23 protein-coding genes and 1 tRNA gene are annotated in these 26,061 nt (G+C 41.0%); 20 read left to right on the plus strand and 4 right to left on the minus strand.

Annotation, left to right across the window (positions count from 1 at the left end):
- Nucleotides 1-12: 12 nt before the first annotated feature.
- A complete protein-coding gene (locus tag MTP09_RS02155; RefSeq protein WP_243550207.1) occupies nt 13-885 on the minus strand; it encodes a DUF4846 domain-containing protein in 873 nt (290 codons plus the stop codon).
- An 87-nt stretch (nt 886-972) separates the two neighbouring features.
- Between MTP09_RS02155 and MTP09_RS02160 the strand changes: the two genes are divergently transcribed.
- The 9 genes from MTP09_RS02160 (at nt 973) to MTP09_RS02200 (ending at nt 11,452) form a co-directional block, all read left to right on the plus strand.
- Nucleotides 973-2,304, plus strand: coding sequence for a hydroxymethylglutaryl-CoA reductase, degradative (locus tag MTP09_RS02160; protein WP_243550209.1), 1,332 nt, complete (start codon nt 973-975; stop codon nt 2,302-2,304).
- 2 nt (nt 2,305-2,306) lie between these two features.
- Nucleotides 2,307-2,615 (plus strand): hypothetical protein, encoded by a 309-nt coding sequence (locus MTP09_RS02165; protein ID WP_243550211.1) that lies wholly within the window; start codon nt 2,307-2,309, stop codon nt 2,613-2,615.
- A gap of 4 nt (nt 2,616-2,619) precedes the next feature.
- Entirely contained in the window at nt 2,620-2,793 is a 174-nt protein-coding gene (locus MTP09_RS02170; protein ID WP_243550213.1) for a hypothetical protein, read from the plus strand.
- A gap of 28 nt (nt 2,794-2,821) precedes the next feature.
- On the plus strand, nt 2,822-3,208 hold the full coding sequence (locus MTP09_RS02175; RefSeq protein ID WP_243550215.1) for a DUF423 domain-containing protein: 387 nt from the start codon (nt 2,822-2,824) through the stop codon (nt 3,206-3,208).
- A gap of 58 nt (nt 3,209-3,266) precedes the next feature.
- Nucleotides 3,267-3,524 (plus strand): hypothetical protein, encoded by a 258-nt coding sequence (locus MTP09_RS02180; protein ID WP_243550216.1) that lies wholly within the window; start codon nt 3,267-3,269, stop codon nt 3,522-3,524.
- A gap of 598 nt (nt 3,525-4,122) precedes the next feature.
- Nucleotides 4,123-7,323: a YCF48-related protein gene (locus MTP09_RS02185; protein ID WP_243550218.1), complete on the plus strand. Its 3,201-nt coding sequence runs from the start codon at nt 4,123-4,125 to the stop codon at nt 7,321-7,323.
- Between the two features lie 89 nt (nt 7,324-7,412).
- Entirely contained in the window at nt 7,413-8,606 is a 1,194-nt protein-coding gene (sucC, locus tag MTP09_RS02190) for an ADP-forming succinate--CoA ligase subunit beta (RefSeq protein WP_243550221.1), read from the plus strand.
- Nucleotides 8,607-8,800: 194 nt separating this feature from the next.
- Nucleotides 8,801-9,262 carry a hypothetical protein gene (locus MTP09_RS02195; RefSeq protein WP_243550223.1) on the plus strand — a complete coding sequence of 154 codons (462 nt, stop codon included), beginning with the start codon at nt 8,801-8,803 and terminating at the stop codon, nt 9,260-9,262.
- Nucleotides 9,263-9,277: 15 nt separating this feature from the next.
- Nucleotides 9,278-11,452: a reprolysin-like metallopeptidase gene (locus tag MTP09_RS02200; RefSeq protein WP_243550224.1), complete on the plus strand. Its 2,175-nt coding sequence runs from the start codon at nt 9,278-9,280 to the stop codon at nt 11,450-11,452.
- Between the two features lie 193 nt (nt 11,453-11,645).
- Here the strand turns inward: MTP09_RS02200 and ribB are convergent, their stop codons facing one another.
- Together ribB and MTP09_RS02210 are read right to left on the minus strand one after the other, a co-directional pair.
- Complete coding sequence (gene ribB, locus MTP09_RS02205; protein WP_243550226.1) at nt 11,646-12,767, minus strand: 3,4-dihydroxy-2-butanone-4-phosphate synthase; 1,122 nt, start codon at nt 12,765-12,767, stop codon at nt 11,646-11,648.
- Nucleotides 12,768-13,097: 330 nt separating this feature from the next.
- On the minus strand, nt 13,098-14,096 hold the full coding sequence (locus MTP09_RS02210; protein ID WP_243550228.1) for an LLM class flavin-dependent oxidoreductase: 999 nt from the start codon (nt 14,094-14,096) through the stop codon (nt 13,098-13,100).
- Nucleotides 14,097-14,365: 269 nt separating this feature from the next.
- Between MTP09_RS02210 and MTP09_RS02215 the strand changes: the two genes are divergently transcribed.
- From MTP09_RS02215 to MTP09_RS02270, 11 genes are all read left to right on the plus strand, one after another.
- A complete protein-coding gene (locus MTP09_RS02215; RefSeq protein ID WP_243550231.1) occupies nt 14,366-15,748 on the plus strand; it encodes a DUF4403 family protein in 1,383 nt (460 codons plus the stop codon).
- A gap of 54 nt (nt 15,749-15,802) precedes the next feature.
- A tRNA-Cys gene (locus MTP09_RS02220) sits at nt 15,803-15,873 on the plus strand.
- A 158-nt stretch (nt 15,874-16,031) separates the two neighbouring features.
- On the plus strand, nt 16,032-16,601 hold the full coding sequence (locus tag MTP09_RS02225; RefSeq protein ID WP_243550233.1) for a YMGG-like glycine zipper-containing protein: 570 nt from the start codon (nt 16,032-16,034) through the stop codon (nt 16,599-16,601).
- A 66-nt stretch (nt 16,602-16,667) separates the two neighbouring features.
- A complete protein-coding gene (locus MTP09_RS02230; protein WP_243550235.1) occupies nt 16,668-18,194 on the plus strand; it encodes a T9SS type A sorting domain-containing protein in 1,527 nt (508 codons plus the stop codon).
- A gap of 3 nt (nt 18,195-18,197) precedes the next feature.
- Nucleotides 18,198-19,835: an LIC_10190 family membrane protein gene (locus MTP09_RS02240; RefSeq protein ID WP_396022237.1), complete on the plus strand. Its 1,638-nt coding sequence runs from the start codon at nt 18,198-18,200 to the stop codon at nt 19,833-19,835.
- Between the two features lie 497 nt (nt 19,836-20,332).
- Complete coding sequence (gene aroC, locus MTP09_RS02245) at nt 20,333-21,394, plus strand: chorismate synthase (RefSeq protein WP_243550242.1); 1,062 nt, start codon at nt 20,333-20,335, stop codon at nt 21,392-21,394.
- A gap of 60 nt (nt 21,395-21,454) precedes the next feature.
- Nucleotides 21,455-22,018 carry a thioredoxin family protein gene (locus tag MTP09_RS02250; RefSeq protein WP_243550244.1) on the plus strand — a complete coding sequence of 188 codons (564 nt, stop codon included), beginning with the start codon at nt 21,455-21,457 and terminating at the stop codon, nt 22,016-22,018.
- Between the two features lie 59 nt (nt 22,019-22,077).
- On the plus strand, nt 22,078-22,629 hold the full coding sequence (locus MTP09_RS02255; protein WP_243550245.1) for a TlpA family protein disulfide reductase: 552 nt from the start codon (nt 22,078-22,080) through the stop codon (nt 22,627-22,629).
- A 73-nt stretch (nt 22,630-22,702) separates the two neighbouring features.
- Nucleotides 22,703-23,041, plus strand: a complete 339-nt coding sequence (locus tag MTP09_RS02260) for a YkvA family protein (RefSeq protein ID WP_243550247.1) — start codon at nt 22,703-22,705, stop codon at nt 23,039-23,041.
- Between the two features lie 615 nt (nt 23,042-23,656).
- The gene (gene miaA, locus MTP09_RS02265) at nt 23,657-24,556 is read left to right on the plus strand and encodes a tRNA (adenosine(37)-N6)-dimethylallyltransferase MiaA (RefSeq protein WP_243550249.1); all 900 of its coding nucleotides are present in this window, start codon (nt 23,657-23,659) and stop codon (nt 24,554-24,556) included.
- 144 nt (nt 24,557-24,700) lie between these two features.
- Entirely contained in the window at nt 24,701-25,264 is a 564-nt protein-coding gene (locus MTP09_RS02270) for a thioredoxin family protein (protein ID WP_243550251.1), read from the plus strand.
- 73 nt (nt 25,265-25,337) lie between these two features.
- Here MTP09_RS02270 and MTP09_RS02275 read toward each other — a convergent pair whose 3' ends face one another.
- Nucleotides 25,338-25,976 (minus strand): MBL fold metallo-hydrolase, encoded by a 639-nt coding sequence (locus tag MTP09_RS02275; protein ID WP_243550253.1) that lies wholly within the window; start codon nt 25,974-25,976, stop codon nt 25,338-25,340.
- Nucleotides 25,977-26,061 lie beyond the last annotated feature (85 nt).

Here is a 26,061-nt window from a genome sequence, read left to right on the forward strand (position 1 = left end):
TCAGTAGGAAAGTTAGTATCTCCGGAAATTCACAGGTTGAAACCGGTATCTTGAAGTTCTGATCTCAGCTGCGTTGACATCCAGTTCGTACCAAGGCGAAATTTTTGGATCAAACGGATTGCTCATTATTGAGATTGACTGTGCAGGAGTAAAACCTTCCGCCAAGAGATAACGTTTTTCTCCTTTTTCGTTTTTGCACGTTCCTGCAATGAAAACCACATGACCTGGACTTCCTGCGGTGATCAGGAGGTCGCCCGTTCTTAAATCAGAATTGCTTTTCAGAGGTTTTGTCTCGCGAAACTGCGAAATTGTACCCGCATAATTGTAAACAAGTTCCAGATATTTTATGAAATTGCCATATGAATCATCACGTGTTTCGGCTTTCCTGAAGGTTACTTTATTGCCGTTCACGAAAGCCCGCACTCCTTCCCTGTAGTCGTTCCACGTAAGTAAATCTCCGCTGGTGAAGTGAAATTTTATTTCATCGAATTTTCTGGTTTTGAACAGAAATTCTGATCTCATACGAATCACCGCATCCGCGCATTGCTGCAAATCTCTGGTTCCAACATCGAGATCGAAAACTCCTTCGCGCAGGTTTTGGTTGGCAACTGGTTCGCTGTTGAATTTCACGATTGGGGAACCATAGCTTTTCAGGGGAAAATGCTCAATGAAGTTGCCGTACGAATTTTCCTCAGATGTTATCCAGGTAAAACCTTGTGGTGGCTGAAATCGCTCGATAATCGTATTCTTTTCCCGGTTGATTTCAACTTTACCTGGCTTTTCATAAACAGCATCAGTTTCTCCAACCACTTGAGTTGAGGAAACGACTTTTTGCTCGCAATTGAGAAGCAGAAAGAACATCAGGAATAGGGAAATATATTTCATTTTCTAAAGTTAGCAATTATTGTTATTCGTTCCTCCGTCTTCCGCTTTCCAACCGAAAATCTTATCTTTACATGAAATTTTTGAATTATGACCCACAAACCGGTTGAAGGTTTTTCCAAGCTGCCAAAACAGGGAAAAATCGATTGGATTGTTAATGAATATCTCCACGGAAAAGAGGAATACCAGAAAATACTGAAACAATATTGGAACGAAGATGCGCAATTGCAGAAGCTCCACGAGGAATTTTCTGAAAATACCATTTCCAATTTTTACATGCCCTATGGAATTGCACCCAACTTCCTGATTGACGGTAAGTTACTGGCTTTGCCAATGGCGGTTGAGGAAAGTTCAGTGGTTGCAGCCGCTTCAAAATCGGCAAAATTTTGGATCGATAAAGGCGGTTTTAAAACGACGATTATCAACACCAAAAAATTAGGTCACACTCATTTCATATTTAATGTGGAATCGCACAAGCTGCAACATTTCTTCAACTTTAAACTGAAACAGAAACTGTTTGAAGCCACGGAAGACATCACCAAAAATATGCGCAACCGCGGCGGTGGAATCCTGAATATCCGACTGATCGACAAAACCGCGGATATGCCGAATTATTACCAGATCAAGGCGAGTTTCGATACCGTGGATTCGATGGGAGCGAATTTCATCAACTCCTGTCTTGAACAGTTCGGGAAAACGCTGAAAGACGAGGTTGCGAAAGACGAAACCTTTACCGCAGAAGAAAAAGATTCGTTGCAGATTGTGATGAACATTCTTTCGAACTTCACACCTGACTGTATAGTGAGAGCTGAAGTTTCCTGTAAAATCGACGACCTGAATGACGACAGCGGAATTTCCAACGAAGAGTTTGCGACCAAGTTCAAACGTGCGGTAACGATTGCAGAGATTGAACCTTTCCGGGCAACTACCCACAACAAGGGAATTATGAACGGTGTAGATGCGGTGGTAATCGCGACTGGAAACGACTTCCGAGCAACGGAAGCGTGTGCTCACGCGTATGCTGCGAAAGACGGAAGATACCGAAGTTTAACCCACTGCACGATCGACGACGGAGTTTTCAGATTCTGGATCGATCTTCCAATTTCGGTGGGAGTTGTTGGTGGCTTGACGAATCTGCATCCTTTGGTGAAATTTTCTCTTGCTTTGTTGGGAAAACCTTCTGCACAGGAGCTGATGAGTATTTTGGCGGTTTCAGGATTGGCGCAGAATTTTGCGGCACTCCGCTCGCTCGTAACGACCGGAATCCAGAAAGGACACATGAAGATGCATTTGTTCAATATCCTCAATCAGTTTAATGCCACCGAGGAAGAAAAACAGCACTTTGTAACTTACTTCAAGGACAAAACGGTGAGCCACCACGAGGTGATTGCGGAGTTGGAGAGAATTAGAAAAAATAATTAATTATGAAGATAATGATTGTTGCTGAAGGATCTGAAGAAAACTTAGATTTGCTCTTAGCTGTTGCCAACAAGTTTGATATACAAATCACCAAACCTTCATCTGAGCTAATCAATAATTACTTGGAAAAGGGAAGAGATTTAAGTCGTAAAGCTTATCTACCTTGGACGGAGTCGGATGATGAGAAACTTGAAATGTTTTATGTTGCAGGCAAGCAAGTAAAGGAAATGTGTCGTGTTTTTGAAAGAAATGAAGGCGCAATCAGGTCGAGAATAAAAAAACTCCAACTTTTTGAGAAATACGGAAAAATCTAAAATTATGCTACACTACTTACAATACGGATTGCCATTAATTTTTGTCGCATTGGGTTTGACAATCAAATTCAGCAAGAACCCTCGATGGAATTCCTCAAGGAAAATGGCGAATATTTTGATTATTTTGGGAATCCTCACTTTGCTGGGACGGATTTTTATTGATTATAGCAAAGGATAAGAAATCTGAAATCTGACATCTAAAAAACATGAAATCATTAACTTTAATTATTGGTGCAGTTTACGGGCTGCTTTCCGTAATCTTGGGAGCGTTCGGTGCGCATGCCTTCAAAAAAATTCTATCGCCGGATCGGCTTGAAAGTTTCGAGACCGGAGTGCGTTACCAAATGTATGCAGCATTCTTCCTCTTGATTGTCGGCTGGATTTTGAAATACGAAACGAAATCTGAAAACTGGATTTCTTGGATGATGATCTTTGGAACGCTGCTGTTTTCTTTCAGTATTTATTTCCTTGCGTTTCAGGATTATTTGGGAGTCAACCTGAAGTTTCTCGGGCCAATCACGCCGATTGGTGGTTTGCTGATGATTATTTCCTGGGTAATGCTGATTTTCTATTTTGTAAAAATGAAATTCTAAATCTAATAGGTTTTGGGATTTTTGATTATTTTTACTTGTCTCTTGTATCGTTGAAATTATGTTCTTCATCTTCGGATTCAATAAAAAGCCCATCGGCAAAGAAAACCGCAAAATCAGGCGAAATGGTTTTGAGGTCAATGCCATGATTACGGTTTACAGAAGGTACTTCGAGCTGTTCTTCATTCCGTTGATTCCCTACGGAAAAAGTTACAGCGTTTATATTCCGCACACTGACGAATATTACGAGCAGGGAACTTTCAGCAAGATGCCGGAAGATTTGCTGGAGATCTGTAAGGAAGTTGGAAGAAGTTATTAATGAAAGTTTGCAGTAATTGAGTTGGGAGTGGTTGAGTGGTTCAGAAGTTCAGTGGTTCAGAGGTTCAGTGGTGGAGCGGGAAGTTTGTAGATGTGGGGTGTAAAGTTTGAGGCATCGATGTTTGCGTAACGTGGTCAGCTTCGTAGAAGCGGAAAGTTTGTAGAAATATTAGCGCAACAATAGGCGGCTCCGTAGGAGCCGAATGTTTTTGAACGATTCTTTTTGTTAATGTTTGAAATCCACAAAGCGGTGCTGTACTTTGCACTTTTAAAATATTGTTAATACCCGTAGTGCATTATACATTTGCCACGAATACACGAATTTTTATGAAAGCCATGCTTCTTTTTTATAATTTTCTCGATTAAATGAATGATTTGTATTCAAGTTATTCATTTGGGGTGCTTCATTGATGAAATTATAATAATGTCTAATTCGTGTATTCGTGGCTAAAGATTAATAGTCTGATATTTAGTAGCTTATATTACGATTGATAATGCACTACTGGTTGTTAATGTTTTTTTTGACAAAAATCATTAGAGACTGAGGGACGGATAGATTGAAAAATATTAAATTCGCAGTCAATGCAAAAATTCATTACATGAAATTAAAACTATCTTTTTTCTTCCTGTTTCTTGTGATTCTATTGTCTGCACAAAACAGTTGGGAAGTGCTAAACCCTAAACCCAGCAGCGGCTCATATAGATCTTTGGTTTTTAATAATAATCGAGGGTTCGCGATTAATGATTCCCAGCAACTTATCATTACAGCTGATTATGGTCAAAGCTGGTCAGTGAAACAGCAGGTTTCTTCGGCAAACGATATTAAGTTCTTTGGTAATAATGGATATATTGTTGGCGACAGTGGCTATGTCTTGAAATCCGTAGATTCTGGCGAAACCTGGTCGGTAATTAACGTCGGAGCTTCGGAAAATTTAAATAGCGTAGATGTTTTTTCCAACAAAATAATCATCTCTTCAGGTACTAATCTATATGTTTCAACGGATGGAGTATCATGGAACAAAATTCCTTTCAACATTCCCAATGTTTGGGCGGTAAAGACTGTTTTCACCAGCTCTTCGAAGGGAGTGGTCTACACAAAAGGAAGTATCTTCAGAACAGCAGATGGCGGCAATACTTGGAATCTGACTTATGGTGACAATCAGAAAGCAAATGACCTGAATCTTCTTTACTTTAAGAATGAAAACGAAGGTTACCTGCATGACTATCACAGAAATTTTCTTAAGACAGTTGACGGTGGTCAAACCTGGTCCGCTGTTGTCGCCAATATTCCTTATCGAGTGAAGTCGGCTTTCTTTATTAATGAAAGTACCGGTTTCCTCGTTGGTCAGTATGGGAATATTTATAAAACAACAGACAATGGCGCATCATGGGTAAATTATCCTGAAAGCTATTTCATAGACTCAGGAAAAGACTTGAACAGCGTTTACTTTACAAGTTCTACTCAAGGTTTTGCTGTTGGAAATAACGGAATTATTTTAAAGACCGATAATAATGGCGATACTTGGGAGAAGTATACGTTTACATATGATTCCGTGTATAAGATTCAAAAAAATAATAATTTCACCGTAATAAACGCAGGAACCAGTTTTTTTAAAACAAATGATTATGCTTCATGGCAAAAATTGGGATCTCCTGTAGAGGAGGGACTTTATCCATATATCATGGACTTCCAGTTTGTTTCTGATCTTGTTGGTTATGCGCTTGTTGGTACTTCTGGTTCCACTAATTTGGCAAAAACTGTGGATGGAGGCGTTAGCTGGACAATAGTTCCAGATAGTTATAGTGGAGCGAGAAAGTTGCAGTTCATCAACGAGAATGTTGGTTTTAGGAGCGACAGCGGATTGACGAAAACAACCGATGGCGGATTAACATGGACCACGTTGTCTAATGCCGCATACTATAATGTAAAATTTGTTAGCGAGCAAGTTGGCTACGCGATGGGGAACTCCAAACTGTACAAATCAGTTGACGGTGGAATGATTTGGAATATCATCTCCGGAGCCGAATATATCAATGGATTTGACGTGATAAATGAAAATACCATTTATGCATCAGCAAGTAACAGCTTCATGCGTACAAATAGCGGTGGCGAAAAATGGGAAAAAGTAAATGTCCCAAATAACTATTATTATGTAAACTTCAGTGATGCAAATATTGGTTTTCTTACTGGGGGGAATATAAACGATAACCTGTATACCGACAATGGTGGTATTACATGGAACTCATTCGGCAAGTTATATGACACAAGTGTTTTTACGGCTTTTGACCAGCAACTTTACACGGGTTCGGGTTATGGGAGACTAGCTAGAACAAACATTACAACTTATAATCCTTTTCATCTTGTTGCTCGCCCTGCGAGTTTGGTCACTGCTGAGAAGGCGGTGTTGGCAGGATATGCAAGTGCAAACATCGGCAAGTTCGATAACGTTGTCTTTGAGGTAAGTACAGATAATGCTTTCAGCAACATAGTTGAATCGGTTTCAGCTCCTGGAAACATCCTTCAAAACCAAAATACGTTTCTATCAGCAACTGTTAATAATCTGATGCCTTCAACCAAATATTTTTTTAGAGTTAGAGCCGTCCATCAAGGAACTACACAGTACAGTAATGTGTTGGATTTTACTACGCTTCCTTCGTTTACCCAGGTTCTTTCTTTTCCGAAAATTCATACGAATCAAGTTACCATGAAAGCAGATATCACCAGCAATGACAGCAATGGAATTCAGAATATTCAGTTCATTTACGGTACTGATCAAACAAGCTTAAATAATGTTATTAATGTAACTCCAAATTCTGTAGATGGAAACTCGTCACAATCAATCCCATATGTTTTAAGTGGTCTTCAGGCGGATACAAGGTATTATGTAAAAATAAAATTCAATCATAATGGCAATGAGTTCTTGAGTAATGTATATACCTTCAAGACATTGAATGGACCTTTATTAAGGATCAACCCAAATTCAGGATCTAGTTTTTTCACAGGATTCGTAAGTGCAGATGCAGATGTTTCCAACATTGTTTTTCAGTATGGCACATTGAATTTTGAACAAACTTTGGAATCAGTTCCAAACTTTGTTGAAGCAGGTACTTCCAACGCAATTCGTTCAATTTATGCCTCCAATTTCGGATTGTATCCCGTAATTTTTTATCGTGCAAAAGCGGAACATCTGGGAAATACGATATACAGCAAAATACTCCTTGAGATCATGGGAATCCCAATTGATATAGCTCGCAAAAACGAAGTAGTCAATTCACCGTCCTCTGCTAAAGTTAATGGTTACATTAATACAGACGGAAACAGTATTACCAATCTCAAGGTTGTTTACGGAACCAGCTCAGCGTCGCTCAACAATAGCGTAACAATAAATCCAGGTCCTTACACAGTAGGTGATACAGACGAGATTTCTGCAGACCTTAATGGTTTGGATGAGAACACAACGTACTATTATCGTTATTCAGCACGCTACAACAACCAAACTCATTATTCAGATATTTATAGCTTTAAGTTAGCAGAACTAGGAACTCATTCAACGAAAAAAGAAGAATGGACGGTTTATCCTAATCCATTCGATCAAATTTTTAAGATTAACGGAACAGTAGAAAATGTGGTAAGTGCAGCATTATTTGATTCGAGCGGGAAGTTGATCAGAAATATAGACAAAAATAAAAATCTTGCTGACCATGGTTTTGATACGGGCGAAATTTCATCAGGATTGTACTTTTTGCATCTTAAACTAAAATCTGGTGAAATCGTGATCAAAAAAATTATGAAGAAATAAGATGAGGTTTTACGCTCTATTCAAAACAGATTCGGTGCTTTTTTCTTATCTTTGTCAATCTTAAAAAAATTAAATCTAACTAAAATATTATGAATCTTCACGAGTATCAGTCTAAAGAGATTTTAGCAAAGTATGGCGTTAATATTCAGCGTGGTTTCGTGGCAAACAACGTGGATGAAGCAGTGGATGCAGCCAACAAATTGAAAGCAATGACCGGGAACGAAGGTTGGGTGGTTAAAGCCCAGGTTCACGCAGGTGGTCGCGGAAAAGGTGGTGGTGTAAAATTCTCGCCGAATATGGACAAGCTGAAAGAAAATGCACAGAACATTATCGGGATGCAGCTGGTTACGCCGCAAACTTCTGCGGAAGGGAAAAAGGTAAATTCCGTACTGATCGCTGAAGATGTGTATTACCCGGGAGAAACCGAAACCAAGGAATTTTATGTTTCGATCCTTTTGGACAGAGCTAAAGGAAAAAACATGATCGTGTATTCTACCGAAGGTGGGATGGATATCGAACATGTTGCCGAGGTGACTCCGCATTTGATCCACAACGAGGTGATTGATCCAGCTGTCGGACTTCAGGGATTCCAGGCGAGAAAGATTGCATTCAACTTGGGTTTAAGCGGCGATTCGTTCAAGGATTTCACCAAATTCATTACCAATCTTTATAATGCTTATGTAGGGATCGACGCTTCTCTTTTCGAGATCAATCCGGTTCTGAAAACCTCAGACAACAAAATCATTGCGGTAGATGCGAAAGTGACTTTGGACGACAACGCATTGTTCCGTCACAAAGATTTGGCTGAACTTAGAGATACAAGAGAAGAAGATCCGACTGATGTGGAAGCTGGTGAAGCCGGACTGAACTTCGTGAAACTCGACGGTGATGTTGCATGTATGGTAAATGGAGCAGGTTTGGCGATGGCGACGATGGACATTATTAAACTTTCGGGCGGTAATCCTGCAAACTTCCTTGACGTGGGTGGAACTGCGGATGCTGAAAGAGTGCAGAAAGCGTTCGGAATCATTCTGAAAGATCCGAACGTGAAGGCAATCCTTATCAATATCTTCGGTGGAATTGTACGTTGCGACAGAGTTGCACAGGGAGTTGTGGACGCCTACAAAGCGATGGGTTCACTACCTGTTCCGCTCATCGTTCGTCTTCAGGGAACGAATGCTGTTGAAGCAAAACAGTTGATCGACAATTCCGGTCTACCTGTTCACTCGGCGATTACTTTGGAGGAAGCTGCAAATAAAGTGAAGGAGGTGATTGGTCATTAAGACTGAAACTCGAATATAATTAAATCCGTTCGGTTGTTGACTGAACGGATTTTTTTTCGCTTAAGTAATGATTTAGTGATGATTGCACGAATTGTCGTATTGGTTTTCAAAGGATTGTAATATTTGTTAATTACTTTTTATTTATTGCGGGTTTTGCATAAAAAGTTTATATTTACCATCCAAATCATGCTCCGATGAACTTAATTTACCTTTTGTCGTTAATGTTTTTTATTAACTGCACTTCGGGAACTGCCGCAATTGCTTCTGATGATAATTCTGGAAAAGTCAAAATTCAATTTGAGGAAGTAAATCACTATCCGTATTCGTTGACTTCAAAACGGTTTTTAGTAATTGACACACAACAAAAAATGGATCAGGTTTATTCGGTCATCCATCAAAAAAATGGAGGTGGAGGTAGAATGGCGCCGATTCCAACAGTTTCAAAAGAGGAAACTTATTTGGTTTTTAAACCGTCCGTAAAGTCCACCAATGATGTAACTGTAAAAGAAATGTACTTGAAAGGCAAAACGCTTTATGTTAATGTAAAGCCATTTCAAAGTCCCGATATTGCAAAAAGCAGTCGCGTTTCACCGAATGTTTTGGTTAAGCTCCTTGGTAAATACAATATTTTAGATGTCAAAGTTAATTATCAATAAAAAGTTACAGATTTTATGAAAACAAAATTTATCTCTTTATCATGTTTGTTGATAGGGGTATTTGGTTTCGGGCAGAATTATTGGTCCGCAACTAAAGCAACGCCAATCGATAATGTTAGTTCAAGAACTGCAGTTCCTAAGAATTTCTCTCTCTATCAGGTTGATATGGACAGAATTAAGAATGATTTAGCTAAAGTTCCACAACGTTTTTCGGCAGACAAAAGTCATCTGATCACTTTCCCTGCAACGGATGGGAAGTATCGTGACTATATCATTCAAGAAGCATCTGTAATGCAAGACGAACTCCAGGCAATGTATCCTGAGATGAGATCCTATGTTGGTTGGCAAAAAGACAATCCGCAGAATTCAATCCGTTTCAGCGTTACACCGCAGTATGGGATCAGCGTGATGTATTTTGACGGTTGGGACGTGAGCTATCTTGACCGTTATACGGATGACAATTCAAAATTTATTCTTTACAAAAGAAATGACCTGCCTGTAAATCAGCGCTCATTCGAATGTAATGTTGAAGGAACAGAAATGGCTCCAGCTGATCTTAAAGCTCCCCTTGTTTCCGACGGGCAATTTAGGAAATACCGTATTGCTGTAGCTGCAACCGGTGAATACACCACCTTCCATGGTGGAACCGTTGCAAAAGCTTTAGCTGCAATTATGACGACGATGACCAGGGTAAACGGCGTTTATGAAAAAACGATTTCGGCGACGATGGTACTTGTTAAAAATAATAACCTCATTATTTATACTGACCCAACGACCGATCCATATTCAAATGGTAATCCTAGTACGATGATTAATCAAAACCAGACCAATATCGACAGTGTTATAGGCACTGCCAATTACGATATCGGACACGTTGTTGGAACAAACAGTGGAGGATTGGCTGGATTAGGTGTTATTTGTACATCAAGTAAAGCAAGAGGAGTTACCGGATCTGGGGCACCGATCAACGATCCTTTTGATATTGATTATGTTGCTCACGAGATTGGTCATCAGTTTGGAGCTAACCACACTTTCCGTGCAAGTACTGGTAGTTGCTCCGGAAACGCAAATAATGCGACTGCATATGAGCCAGGAAGTGGAAGCACAATTATGGCATACGCAGGAATCTGCGGTGCAGCGAATGTGCAGACCAATAGCGACGCTTACTTTCACAATGTCAGCGTAACTGAAATGTATTCGGTTATAACCCGACCTTCTGACTGCTCGATAAAATCTCCTAACGGTAACCAGGTTCCAACAGCAGATGCTGGTGCCAATTATACAATTCCTTTTAGTACACCTTTCGTTTTAACAGGAATCGGTTCAGATCCTGATGGAGATGCAATTACCTATTCTTGGGAACAGATGAACAATCAAACCAGTACACAGCCGCCGGTTTCAACTGCAACGGGAGGTCCTGTTTATAGATCTTTAACACCAACAGATTCGCCGTCAAGATACTTCCCGGCAATGAGCAATATACTTTCAGGAAATTTAACGCCAACTTGGGAAGTTACTCCAAGTGTAGCACGAACCTTAAATTTCACGGTATTGGTAAATGATAATAAAGCAACTGGTAATCAGGCGGCAAGAGCGTCAATGATTGTTACGGTTGCGAATGCAGGTCCATTCAAAGTAACCTCGCATACAAGCAACATACAATATAATGCTACAACACCAACAACAGTAACTTGGGATGTTGCTGGAACCAATGCTGCGCCGATAAATACTTCAACGGTAACCATTTATTTGTCGAGAGACTTAGGTGTAACATTTACTGAGGTGCTCGCAACAGGTATTCCAAACAATGGATCCGCATCAATCATGTTGCCTAACGAAGATATTGCGGTAGCAAGATTAATGGTAAAAGCTGATAACAATATTTATTTTGCGGTAAATTCTTCGTTTTTCTCGATTAAGAAAGGCAGTATGGCGACTTCTGATGTAAAAACCAAAGCAATTGCAATCTATCCAAATCCTGCAAAAAATGAAGTGAGCGTAATCGCAAATAATAAATCTCAAGCTGCGGTTTACACAATTCACGACATCAACGGTAGAATTGTTTCTAAAGGAAATGTTGCAGTAAATGGAAAAATTAATGTTGAAAAATTAATTAACGGTAACTATGTTTTAAGTGTACAGCTTAATAACGGAGAAGTGGTAACCGAAAAACTGATGATTAAGAAATAAGTTCAGATTTTGTATTATAGTTGAAGGATGGCAATCGCCATCCTTTTTTTTTGTTAAAAACGCTGTGACTGTAGGTAATCATCGAAAATTTTTCTATGATGTGAAACTGTTTTTCTAGACGAGCTTTAGAAGATAAACAACATTGAACTTAAAACCTGAAACCTGAAACTTGAAACTTGAAACTCCAAAATCTTTACAACTGTACCATTTCCGTAACCTCTACATCATATCCACCGACAAGCGGTTTCTGGTTAACATTCTGGGTGATGACGCGGAATTTGTTGATGCCGAGATTTTTCAGGATCTGCGTCCCGATACCGTAATCCCTGAAGTTGGAAGCCAAGGTCGGGCGTTTTTCCTGCCCATCCTGGAAATCTAAGAATTGCTGAAGTTTACGCATCGTATTTTCGGAATTCGACACATTATTGATGAAAATCAAAGCGCCTTTTCCTTCGTCGTTAATCATATTGGTCACCTTTTCCAGTAAAGGTTTTTCGCCGGTAATCAGTCGGCTCAATGCGTCGAAATAGGAATTCGACGACTGTACCCTAACCAAAACCGGCTCATCTTCCGCCCAACTTCCTTTGGTTAAGGCGAAATGCATCTGCTCCGTACTCGTTTCCTTAAATGCAAAAAAATCGAAATCGCCATAAAAAGTCTTCACCTTTCTTTCTTCGATTCTTTCGATGAGGTTGCCTTTTCGCAATTGGTATTCAATCAAATCCTCAATAGAAACGATCTTTAGTCCGTGTTTCTGCGCGAGTTCGTGCAGTTGAGGCAAACGCGCCATTGAACCGTCCTCGTTCATAATTTCGCAAATCACGCCGCCTTCTTTCAGCCCAGCAAGTTTGGTGAGGTCGATCGCAGCTTCGGTGTGGCCCGCTCTTTTTAGAACACCGCCCTTTTTCGCCCGAAGCGGAAAAATGTGACCTGGACGCATAAAATCCGTCGGCTTCGTTTTTTCATCCATCAAAGCCAAAATCGTCTTACTTCTGTCGCTTGCAGAAATTCCTGTAGAAACACCTTCTCCCAGCAAATCCACAGAAACGGTAAACGCGGTTTCTTTCGGGTCGCTGCTTCTCGTGACCATAATGTCGAGTCCGAGTTCGTCGCAACGTTTTTCCGGAAGCGGCGTACAGATCAAACCTCTTCCGTGAAGGGTCATAAAGTTGATGATTTCGGGAGTTGTCAGTTCCGCTGCAGAAAGAAAATCGCCCTCGTTTTCGCGGTTTTCGTCATCAACAACGATGATGATTTTACCATTTCTCAGGTCTTCGATGGCTTCTGGAATCGTATTGAGTTTAATATCGGACATTTTTACTTTTAAGATTTCTGCAAAGATACTCACAATTAGCCCCAACTGCAATTTTTATTTGGGCGTCTTCATCCGTCTTCCGCTCCCAATCTTTTTTTCCAGCCGCCGAAATCCCATTCAAAAAAAAAGGATTTCCGCTCAAGCCGGGACGCGGGGTTGGGCATTCTAAGAAAGGGTATTCAATAATTCAAAGGAGCGAAATCAATAGCAACGATTTCAATAGCGACGGTTTCAATAGGAACGGGCTTTAGCCCGTTTAGAAGGGGAAATAATCAATTGGCTTTAGCCGAAACTTTTGGAAATTGAACTTTAAAAAAATAAGGTAAGAAATTACGACAAAGAATCCACCACGTTCCTGAAAATCCCGTACGATTTCAGCCGCGCTTCGTGGTCGTAGATATGCGACGTAATCATAATTTCATCCACATTAAACATTTTCTGGAAATTCTCCGTTTGCCTTTTTACGGTTTCTTCGCTTCCAATAAAACTGTACCGCAGCTTTTGGAGCACTCCCGCTTTTTCCATCGGGTTCCAGATTTCGTCCATATCATCAACTGGCGGTGAATAAGGTTTTCTGTCGTTTCTGATAATATTGATGAACGCCTGATAAAGCGTGGTCGCCAATTTTTTTGCTTCGTCATCGGTTTCTGCGGCAATTCCGTTGACGCATGCGATGATATAAGGTTCGGGAAATTTTTCGCTCGGTTTGTAGTTGTCGCGGTAAATTTCGAATGCGAAACTCATCATTTCTGGCGCGAAATGTCCCGCAAAAGCATACGGCAAACCAAATTCCGCAGCAAGCCACGCCGAATCGGTACTCGAACCCAATACATAAATCGGGATGTCGCAACCTTCACCAGGAATTGCGCGAACTGCACCCTCGGAATTCTCCGAAGAGAAATATTGCTGCAATTCCCTGATCTGTCGCGGGAACTGCTCATTAATAATCATCGGATTTCTTCCAAGAGCTTTTGCGGTGAGTCCATCGGTTCCTGGTGCTCTTCCTACTCCCAAATCGATTCTTTCCGGGAACAGACTTTCAAGCGTTCCAAACTGTTCTGCAATTACAAGCGAACTGTGATTGGGAAGCATCACTCCGCCTGAACCGACACGGATTTTGGAAGTTCCATTGGCAATAAAACCTATCAGCACCGAAGTTGCCGAACTCGCGATCGACGCCATATTGTGGTGTTCGGCGAGCCAAAATCTTTTGTAATCAAGTTTCTCAACAAACCTCGCCAAATCGAGACTGTCCTGAAAGGTGTCGTGAATGGTCTTATTTTGTTTTACGGGCGCCAAATCCAAAACGGAGATTTCGAATGGTTTCATACATGTTCTGTTTTTTCGGTTGTAACAAACTCGGAATTTTTTTGCAGGAAATTTTCCGCCCTTTAGGGTTGGGGTAAATGAAAATTTCCGATTCTACCAATAGCTCTGTATCAAGATATTACCTGTCCTTGCTAAACAACGTGCTGTTGCGTACTTGAAGTACAACTATTTTTTAAATTGTTTCCTTGCGTCGTTGCGATTAAAATTAAATATTTAACAAAGAGAAAATGAAATTTTATTGATATTTGCGTTTCAATCAAAACAATAAAATGCGGATATTCCCAATTTTGCTCCTACTGATTTTTTCGCACAAAATCTTTGCCCAACAGAATGCTCCTGCCAATTCGGCAGAGGAAATTGTTTTTCCGAAGATTAAGTCCTCGATTACGATGCCCGTAAAGATTCCGTTGTCAGAGATTTCAAACATCATCAATGCGTCGGTTCCCCAACTGATTTTTCAGGACGATTCCTATTCCGACAACAATAACGACCAGTTTAAGGTAAAAGTTTGGAAAACAAGACCGATCCGATTAGTAGGCGGAACTCAGCAAAATCTTCTGATCGAAGTCCCGCTGAAAATCTGGGCAGAAAAAGGGGTGGGAACTTTTGGCGTTTACAGCTATCAGAACACGACTTTTGAAACGGTGATGTACTTCAATTCGCAGCTCACCTTTAATAATAACTGGACCATTGCCACGAAAACTCAGCCGATGGGCTTCAAATGGGTGACGAAACCTGTTCTGGATTACGGCAGAATAAAAGTTCCCATCACTTCGCTTGTAGAATCGAGTTTAAAGAAACAGCAGCAGGATTTCTGCAAAACCATCGACGAAATGATGTCGAAGCAGCTCAACTTTCAACCGTATGCAGTGACTGCATGGAACCAGTTTTCGCAACCGTTCCACATTTCGGAGGAATACAGTACCTGGCTGAAAGTGACACCGATCGCCATCAATATTTCGCCATTGGTATTCTACGGAAATCAGATCGAGGCCAATATCGGAATCGACACTTATTCGGAGACCTTTACTGGAAGCAGACCGCAGGATTCGCCTTTAATTAAAACCATTGCCAACTTCAATTCGGTGCAGACGCTGCCGCAGAAGTTTCTGTTGCAAACCACCGCCAATATTCCTTTCACAGAAGCGACAAGAATTGCGGAAAAGATGTTTTTGGACAAGGAATTCGACTTTCGTGAAGGAAAATCAAAAATAAAGATCACGGGAATCAAAGTATATGGCGATAGAGAAAAAGTGATGATTGAAGCAAAAACGGAGGGTTCGGTTGAGGGAACTTCCTTTATTTCCGGTATTCCCGTTTATGATGAAACGAAAAGGAAAATTGTTCTGAGCGGAACCAAGTTTAAACTGCAAACCAAAAATATCCTGCAGAAAACGGCGACCTTGCTTTTCCAGGGAAAAATTGTGAGGATAATCGAGGACGAATACGGAATCCCAACCGCAGAATTGGAGGATTCGTCAAGGAAGAGCATAGAGGAGACCTTTAATAAAGAATATTATAAAGGGCTGAAAATGCAGGGAAAAGTGTTCAATCTAAAACCGTCGAAAATTATTGTGAATCCATCGGCAATAACTGCGGTGATCGACACGGAGGCACAATTAAAGATGCTGGTTCAGGGATTTCAGTTATAATCGAAAACTAATTTTTCAGAAGTTGGAAAAATTCTTATATTTGCAAACCCAAATGGTACTTTGGCCGAGTGGTTAGGCAGTGGTCTGCAACACCATCTACAGCGGTTCGAATCCGCTAGGTACCTCTTTTTTTAGCAAGTTATTGATTTTCAATAGCTTGCTTTTTCGTTTTAAGCAATTTTCTAATTTTTAACGTTTCTTTAACACCGCGTTGGTTTTGTTTTTGGCATACTCCTACCAACGATGACAAAAAAATCTATTTATTATTTAAAAAATTAAAGTTATGAAAAATATAGTATTAACAGGTTTGATGTCAGTTCTAATGCTGACCGCCTGTAAAAAGGACAACACGGTAGCTGAAAAATCTTTAGAACAACAAAAAGTTGAATTCCAACAAAGACAGCTCGAAATAGAAAAACAAAAACTCGCGATCGAAAAAGAAAGAATGGCTTACGAAACCCAAAAGAAAGCCGACAGTATCGCCGAAGTAAATAAAGCAAAAGCCGCTACTGCAGCAGCTGCAGCCGCTAAACCTAAAGTTGTTACCAGAACCAGAACGGTTTATGTAAACAACACACCGAGAAGAGCTTCAAGCTCTGGAACTTACGCAGGAACTACCGGTTCACAGGGAACTTCCGCAGGAACTACTCAGGGAACAACCCAGAAACAGGGAATGAGTAAAGCAGCCAAAGGTACAATTATCGGTACTGTAGGTGGTGCAGCAGCAGGTGCGATCATCAACAAGAATAACCGTGGTGCAGGTGCCGTAATCGGAGGAATCGTAGGTGGAGCAACCGGTTATGCAATTGGTAGAGCACAGGATAGAAAAGACGGTAGAGTGCAGCCGAAATAATAACACCAAACACTCATCATATTGAAAGATTGCTTACTTTTAAGCAATCTTTTTTTGTGAACTGAAATGAAAATATTTTTACCGTTCGTATTGGGTGCAGGAATTTTTCTTAATGCCCAACAAAATGTAGTCATCCACAGTGGGACACCTACAGAACCAACCATCGCCATTCATCCCACAAATCCAAATATCGTGGTTGCTGCGGCAAACATTAACAATTATTACTTCTCCACAAACGGCGGACAAAACTGGACCAGGAGAACTTTGACTTCGACTTATGGAGTTTGGGGCGATCCGGTGATGGTTTTCGACAATACGGGAAATCTCTTTTTTGGACATTTGTCGAATCCTTCTTCAGGAAGCTGGCTCGACAGAATCGTGGTGCAGAAATCCACCGATGGCGGCGTAACTTACAACAACGGAAGTTTTGCGGGACTGAACGGAAAACAGCACGACAAACAATGGCTCGCTGTCGACACCAACAACAACCTGTATATGATATGGACTCAGTTTGATTCCTACGGAAGTACAAATCCGAACCACAAAACGTCTATCCTTTTTGCAAAATCGACTGATGGCGGAGCTTCGTGGAGTACCGCAAAAAAAATTAATGAAGTTGACGGCGATTGCAACGACGAAGACAATACCGTTGAAGGTGCCGTTCCCGCAATCGGTCCCAATAACGAGATGTATGTTTCCTGGGCGGGAGCAGCAGGTTTGGTTTTCGACCGATCGCTCGACGGCGGAAATACCTGGTTGACCAACGACATTAAAATTGCCGACATTCCCGGAGGTTGGGATTATATGATTCCTGGAGTTGACCGTTGCAACGGTTTGCCGGTTACTGCGTGCGACGTGAGCAACGGACCCAACCGCGGCACTATCTACGTCAACTGGAGCGACCAAAGAAACGGCACCGATAATACCGACATTTTCCTCAGCAAATCCACCGATGGCGGAAATACTTGGTCGGCACCGATTAAGGTAAATAATGACAATTCTGGAAAACACCAGTTCTTGACCTGGATGACGATCGACCAATCCAACGGAAACCTGTATTTCGTTTTCTATGACCGCAGAAGTTATAACGACAACCGCACCGATGTTTATATAGCAAAGTCAACCGACGGCGGACAAACCTTTACCAATATGAAAATCAACGAGATCACATTTACTCCTAATGATCAGATCTTCTTTGGTGATTATACCAATATCGCAGTAAAAAATGGGAGAGTACACGCAATTTGGGGTGACCAAGTCGGCGGAAATAGTCGCATTGTAACTGCTGCGATTAATAGTGACCAAATTCTGCAAACTGTTGAATCTCACGATGACCACCAGATTTCATTTTTCCCGAATCCTGTTGTGAATGAAGCATTTGTGTCTTACAAATTACGTGAGGAGTCGCTGGTTGAAATCAATATTTATGACATGAGCGGCAAGAAAGTTCACAAGGTTTTGAAAGAAAAACAGGGTTACGGAAAATACATCCAAAAGATTGATGTAGAACACCTGAAACTGCCGAGAGGAAACTACCTGTGTGAACTGAAAGTAAACCACGAACTAAAAAAATCGGTGAAGTTTATTAAATAGCGGGTGTTTTATCTTTTACTTTCTGCGATTTTTCTGCTGCCGATTTTATGGGGAATCGGAGAGGTTTTCAGTCGGGTTTTTAAAATCGCGACCAAAGAATTTTCGTGGAAAATCATTTTCGGGATTTTCTCGCTTTCATTGGTTTTTACAGGCATTGCGTTTTTTGCACCATTAAGCTTGCATGTTGAGGTCGCAACGATCGTCATCGGCTTGTCTTCATTTTTTTGGTTCAAAGGTTACCTGCAATTTTGGGATTTCTTTTCGCGACAGAAATTGTCTCTCTGGTTTTTTGGCGGAGCGGTTTTATTCTTCGGTTCATTTTATCCGTTCATCCTTGATCATTTCGGGTATTATGTTCCGACGGTCAAATGGATTTCCGAGGTAGGTTTGGTTAAGGGAATTTCCAACCTCGATCTGCTTTTGGGGCAAATGTCGGTTTGGCATATTTTTCAGGCGGGTTTCTCGCATTTTTCGGATCCTTTTCTCCGGATGAATGGGATTGTCTTATTGGTTTACCTTGTTTTCATTTTCGAAAAAAAATCGTGGATTCATCTGGTTTTCCTGCCCATTCTGTTTTTGTTTTCGCAGTCGCCGAGCACAGATTTGCCCGTGATCGTATTCTCATTAATTATTTTGGATGAACTTTTCAAAAACAATAATAGAACTGGACATCTTTTCGCGCTTTCCGTTTTTGTTTTCGCCATCAAACCGACGATGATCTGGCTTCCTTTGCTGGTTTTTCTGTATCTGGTCTTCATCGTGAAATCGGGTTTCAAGGTGATCGTTCCAGGAACTTTCATCCTGATTTTATTCTTTGTCAAAAACATCTGGACTTTCGGGTTTCCTGTTTTCCCGGTGCAGTATTTCGATTTTGATTTTTCGTGGAAACCTAATGCGGATCTTTTGAAAAATTCTTCGGAAATGGCAATTATGAAAACTTACGACCTACAGTATTCCATTGATGAAATCAATAAATTCACTCATTTCGACCACATCAAAAACTGGTTTTTACTAAAAGGAATTAAAGGGAAAATCAACATTTTCTTCATCCTTACTTTAGTTGCATTTTTGGTGTATTCCCTGATCAAAAAATCAAGGTTGGTCTGGATTGTTTTCGTTTCTGTTTTGGTCAAAAGTGTTTTGGTGCTTCTGTTTTCCGCACAATACAGGTTTTTCATCGATGTGTTTTTTGTCGTGTTCTTTGTGATATTTTACAAAGAAATTTCATCGGTGTATGCGAAACTTATCTTTGTGGGTTTGTCGGTTGTTCTTGCGGGATTTTTGTCTTTTCCAAATATTCTCAAAACGCATCTGCCAAGTTTTCAATCGGGAAGTTTTATGGGTGGATTTAAATTCGCTCAGCTTTACCAACCTTCTGATTATGAATGGGATCAATTCAAAACTCATCAAATCGGAAATCTGAAATTCAATTGGGTCGATGGATATATTTTCAGTTTTCAGACGCCGATTCCCGCCATTTCGCCAGGTTTCGTTCAGGAGGATTTGAATGCCGGAATTTTCCCACAATTAAAAGGAAAAACTTTACGTGAAGGTTTCATCTGGAAAAAAATTAACGACGGCGAAAAAAAGCAACTTCAAAAAATCCTGGATGATTATTTAGAATCAGGTCGAAAGCAGTAGGACAACATATTTTTTTAAACCACAAAAGGAACAAAAGAATTTTGCTTAAAGCTTTGATTAATTGTTATTTGTGGACACTTTTGATAGATCGTAAAAGAAAAAATCGTAGATTTTTAAACTTTTGTGTCCTTTCAGAGTTGTGCATTAAGAGTTTTTTTAACGCAAAGGTTTGTATTAAAATCCTCTAAATTGAGTTAGGCAAAGATTGCGGATAAATCCGCTGAATAAGCGACCGCTTCATCAATTCGCTTTAGCGGATCAAGCTTTGCATTCTTATGATTGTGCGTATAAACCTTTAATTCTTTGCGTTTTCTAACATTAAGAATTTGATTATCAATGTCCTATCATTGATTTGACTGATTTTACCCAAATGTGTAATAGGTGCTATTTCATCTTTTTCATTTATAAAATAAAAACTTTTGTCCCTTTTCTGGTTAAAATATTTACGTATTTGACCCGATTCAAAATCGTTGACCGCTTTTCACTAACTTTGTAAAATGTTCAGTTTAGGAAATTTTCTCACACTCTCCACTTTCGGCGAAAGCCACGGAATCGCGTATGGCGGAATCATCACCAATTTTCCCGCAGGTTTGAAAGTCGATTTCGATGAGGTACAGAAACAGCTCGACCGCAGAAAACCTGGTCAAAGTTCAATCGTTACCCAACGAAAAGAAAGCGACACTGTGAAGTTTCTTTCTGGAATTTTTGAAGGAAAAACCACAGGAACTCCGATCGGTTTTATTATTGAGAACGAGAACCAGAAATCCAAAGATTACGGCCACCTCGAAAATACCTTTCGGCCAAGTCATGCCGATTTTACCTATGACCAAAAATTCGGTTTCCGCGATTACCGTGGCGGCGGAAGATCTTCTGCGCGCGAAACCGTGAACTGGGTCGTTGCAGGAAGTTTGGCAAAACAACTCCTTCCCGAAAATGTGGAGATTAATGCTTACGTTTCTTCGGTAGGCGAAATTTTCTGCGAGAAACCTTATCAGGATTTAGATTTTTCTAAAACCGATTCCAATGAAGTTCGCTGTCCCGACTCGGAAACTGCCGAGAAGATGATTTCTAAAATTAAAGAGATTCGGAAGGAAGGAAACACGATCGGCGGAACCATTACCTGCGTCATCAAAAATCTTCCTGCAGGAATCGGCGAACCTGTTTTCGGGAAACTTCAGGCAGAACTGGCAAAAGCGATGATGAACATTAACGCGGCAAAAGGTTTCGAATACGGAAGCGGTTTTTGTGGCGCAAAGATGACGGGAAAGGAGCACAACGATTTATTCAACAAAGATTTCAGCACCAAAACCAATCTTTCGGGCGGGATCCAGGGTGGAATTTCAAACGGGATGGACATCTATTTCCGTGTCGCGTTCAAACCTGTGGCAACGATTTTGCGTCCGCAGGAAAGTTTTGACAAAGACGGCAATCCCGTCATCCTCGAAGGAAAAGGAAGACACGATCCGTGCGTTTTGCCGAGAGCTGTTCCCATTGTGGAAAATCTCGCGGCGTTTGTTCTCGCGGATTTATTCCTGATCAACCAGCTCAGAAAAATCTAATGTGATTTCAGTTACAATTCTTAACAACGATAAAGACGAAATTTGTAAAAAATTTATAAAATGAAAGAATATTGGCAGAAAGCCCTCAGTGTCGACGGGTATATGGACATTGCAAAAGAAAGGGCAACCAACAATCCCAACAAAAACGACGAAAAACAGGAGTATTACGAACTCGGTCTCCAAAGAATGGAGCGCACCCTGAAAACTTTTAAGATGGATGAAGCTCAGCTGGAGAAACTCAAAACTAAAAATTTCGGTGGCAAAGTTTTGATCATTTCCGAACCGTGGTGCGGCGATGCAAGTGCGACAGTTCCTGCAGTTTCCAAATTTTTCGAGCAGGGCGGAAATGAAGTGCGCGTTTTCTTAAGAGATTCCGACACCTCGCTGATCGACCAGTTTTTGGTGAACGGAACGCAGTCCATCCCGATCGTACTTTTATTGGATGAGGACTACAACGTGATTTCCAATTGGGGACCCCGACCGAAATTCGGCACCGAACTTCTCAAGAAATTCAAGGAAAATCCCGAAACCTATCCAAGAGAGGAATTCTACAACGACCTTCAGGTGTACTACGCGAAAAACCGCGGCAAAGACGCCATCGAAGAGATTTTAGATTTATTGTAAATTTGTGAAGTGGCAATTTCCAAATTACCAAATTTTCAAATTACCAAATTAGAAACGGTATGAACTTTCTCAAAAAAAATCTTTTCTATCTCGTTGCAACCGCGATTTTATTGGTGGTGTGGCTCGTTCCGTCGGTTCGCGTCAAACTCAATACCTTGTTTTTCCCCATTGCAACGGTGGAAGAAGCGATCACGCTCAACGATGCCGATTACAACATCCAGCTTAAAGGAATGAACGTTCCCGATGCAAACCTGAAAGATTTTAAGGGCAAAAAACTCGTGCTGCTCAACTTTTGGGGAACTTGGTGCGCTCCGTGCCGCGAAGAATGGCCTACAATCCAGAAGCTGCACGACAGCAAAAAAGACAAGGTAGATTTCGTACTGATCGCGATGCAGGACAAAGAGGAAGCGGTGAAGAAGTTCCTTCAGGAAAATAATTACACCGTCCCCGTTTATATGGCGGAAAGTCCGGTAACTGCGAATGTGCTTCCTAAAGCTTTCCCCACGACTTTCCTGCTCGACAAAAACGGCAGAATCCTGCTGAAAGAGGACGCATCGAAAGACTGGAACACCAAATCGGTACACGATATGATCGATGCGATGGCGAAATAACTTTAACTAAAGTTTACGAAATCTTGGTACAGAATTTGCGAATTTAGTAGCGTTCTAAAACTAAAAAACAGAAATGAGAATATCAAAAATTCAGCTGGCAAAAGAGGCGTTCAAGCACAAAGGATTCATCCAAAAAATCCCCGTGATTGTGAGGATGATGAAGTCGGTGCTCAACAAAAACGGCTACAGACCAGAAGTCAAAAACATGATCGTTCCAGGTTTGGTGCTGCTTTACTTGGTATCGCCGCTCGACATCATCCCCGACTGGCTGCCTGTAATCGGCGTCCTCGACGACATGGCGCTCCTCGCTTTAGCCATCCCGATGCTCACTTCCGAAGCCGAAAAATTCGTAATGTGGGAAGCATCCAAAAAAACGGATCCCAACATCGCAGAAGCCGAAATCGTAGGATAAACATAGCCGCTCAGTAAAATGGGCGTTTTTTTTTGGAGCAAGAAACTGGGATCAATTTTCCACACCCGGTCCCGCTCTTCGCTGCAATTCCTCGCTCCTCCTTCGTCGGCGCTGCGGGATTTCCGCTGCGATCGGGGCTCAGAAGCAGGTCACATTAAAATTTTCCCCACAAAAGATTCACAAAAGAATAGTGTTTAAATCAATGAACTTGTTTAATGTAACTGTAACCGCAAAAGCGATAAAAGATAATAATACTGCGAAGTTCTTCAAAAGGCCATAAAAGCATATGGTATAAGAATTTCACCTTTTTTGTTCTTTTGGAGAGCTTATTGCATCAATCTTTTGCGGTAATAAAAAATGATTTTGCATTTACTTTAAACAACTTTAATATTTAATGAAATTCAAATGAAGTTTATAAGAGATAACGAAAGAAAAAATCTTCGATTTTTTGAACTTTTGTGTTCTATTAATAAGTTATATTTCAACTTTATCATTTTTTAGATATTGAGCTTTTGTGACTTTTGTGGTTGTAATGGATTTGTCTTTTAAATGCGTATGACCTGGTTAAGAAGACGATTCATTTCTTCTTTCAAAAAAAATCAGGAAATTAGCGCCATGAAAACTTTAATCTCCGTTATCGGAACCACTGGAATCGGCAAAACGAAACTCGCCATCGGAATCGCGAAACATTTCGGGACCGAAATCGTTTCCTGCGATTCGCGCCAGTTTTTCCGGGAGATGAAGATCGGAACCGCCACACCGAGCGACGCCGAACTTGCCGAAGTTACTCACCATTTCATCGGAAACCTTTCCGTGAAAGATTATTATTCTATCGGACAATTCGAAAAAGATGCTGCGGAAAAACTTGCCGAACTTTTCCAAAAACACGACGTCGCAGTTCTCGTCGGTGGAAGTATGATGTACGAAAAAGCCGTCATCGAGGGACTCAACGATTTACCCGAAGCCGACGAAAACCATCAGAAAAGACTCGCCGAAATTTGGGACTCCGAAGGAATCGAAAAACTCCAGCAAATGCTTCTCGACCTCGATCCCGAATATTACAGAAATGTTGATCTCAACAATCCGCGACGCCTGTTGAGGGCGATCGACATTATTTGGCAAACAAGAAAAACCTACACCGAAAATATTGCCGATCAGGTAATGAAAAGAAATTTCGAAGTCGTCCGAATTGGGATTGAAGCACCGCGCGAAACAATTTACGAAAGAATCAACCAGCGTGTCGAACAGATGATTTCCGATGGATTGGTCGATGAGGCGAGAAGTTTGGTCGACTATAAAAATCTTGTCCCGCTTCAAACTGTTGGTTACACCGAGCTATTCAAATACTTCGACGGATCGTGGACTTTGGATTTCGCGATTGAGGAAATCAAGAAAAACTCCCGCAGATTCGCAAAGCGGCAACTCACGTGGTACCGAAAAGAGGAAAACATCCACTGGGTAAATTTCGAAAATTCGCTGGAAGAATCCTTATCTTTGCTCAAGAAAATAATGTAACAATGTAACAATGTAGCAATGTAGCAATGAAGCAATGAAGCAAGGAAGCAAGGAAGCAATGTTTATTTAATAAGAATAATTTTTTCTGCAGTAGATTGGTAAATTGTTACATTGGTAAATTAGTAAATTAGTAAATTGAAAATTATGGCAAACACCCCCTCCAATATGCTTGAACTCGGAACAAAGGCACCTTTCTTCGAACTTCCCAATCCTTCGCACAGCAACGAAATCCAGTCGCTCGACGAGTTGAAAGGCGAAAAAGGAACTTTGGTGATCTTTATGTGCAACCACTGTCCGTTTGTGATTCATGTAATCGACAAACTCACGGAGCTGTATGAAGACTATCAGGAAAAAGGAATCGAGTTCATCGCGATCAATTCCAACGACGTGGAAAAATATCCGGCGGATTCCCCAGAAAAAATGGTCGAATTCCAGGTGGAGCGTCGGTTTGATTTTCCTTATCTGTACGACAAAAGTCAGGCGGTTGCAAAAGCTTACGACGCGGCATGCACTCCCGACTTCTATTTCTTCGATGACAAACTCGATTTGATATACCGTGGGCAAATGGACGATTCCCGCCCCGGAAACAGCAAGGAAATCACGGGTGAAGATTTAATCATTGCCTTTGAAAATCTTCTCGCAGGCGAACCGCAGGAAGAACTGCAGCGACCAAGTATGGGCTGCAACATTAAATGGAAGGCGGTGTAGGAACGCGACGAGAAACAATGATTAGCGGCTGCAAGAACTTTTCTCTTCTGTCTTTTTCCTTTAGTCTTTTTTCTTACCTAAAAAACGGATTATATTCCCTCTCAAAACCAATCTTCGTAGGATTTCCGTGTCCGCAGAAAACTTGGGTTTCACCGTCTAAAACGAAAAGTTTAGTTTTAATGCTTTCGAGCAGCTGCTCGTGGTTTCCTTTGTAGAGGTCGGTTCTCCCGATGCTTCCCTCAAAAAGGACGTCACCAGAAACGACGATTTTTTGTGCTTCGTTATGGAACGCAATATGACCGGGTGAATGTCCAGGAACGTGCAGAACTTTGAATTGGTCTTCACCTAAATTTATAGTTTCACCTTCTTTTAAGAATTGAATTTCACCTTCAAACGGTTTGAAGAAAAATCCAAATTGTCTCGCCGTCATTGGATTTCTGTCGAGGATTTCCTTTTCGGTTTCGTGAATCAGAACGGGAACTTTGTAGCGGTCGTAAACGGTTTGCAATCCGAGAACGTGGTCGATGTGTGCGTGTGTGAGAAGAATATTCTTTACATTCAGCCCGTTTGCGGAAATAAAATTCGTGAGCGCGGCGGTTTCCTGCTCGTTGAAATTTCCTGGATCGATGATAAAGCAGTCTTTATGATCGTTTAAAGCGATATAGGTGTTTTCTGAAAAAGGGTTGAAAGCAAAGGATTGGAGGTGCATCATAAACTTCTTTTGCCGCAAAGTTAACCCATTTTCTGTGGAAATGATTTATGGCTCTTCACCAAAATTTTTTAGCTCGTTTTTCGTT

This window comes from Chryseobacterium suipulveris (genome assembly GCF_022811685.1).
GTDB classification, from domain to species: Bacteria; Bacteroidota; Bacteroidia; order Flavobacteriales; family Weeksellaceae; genus Kaistella; species Kaistella suipulveris.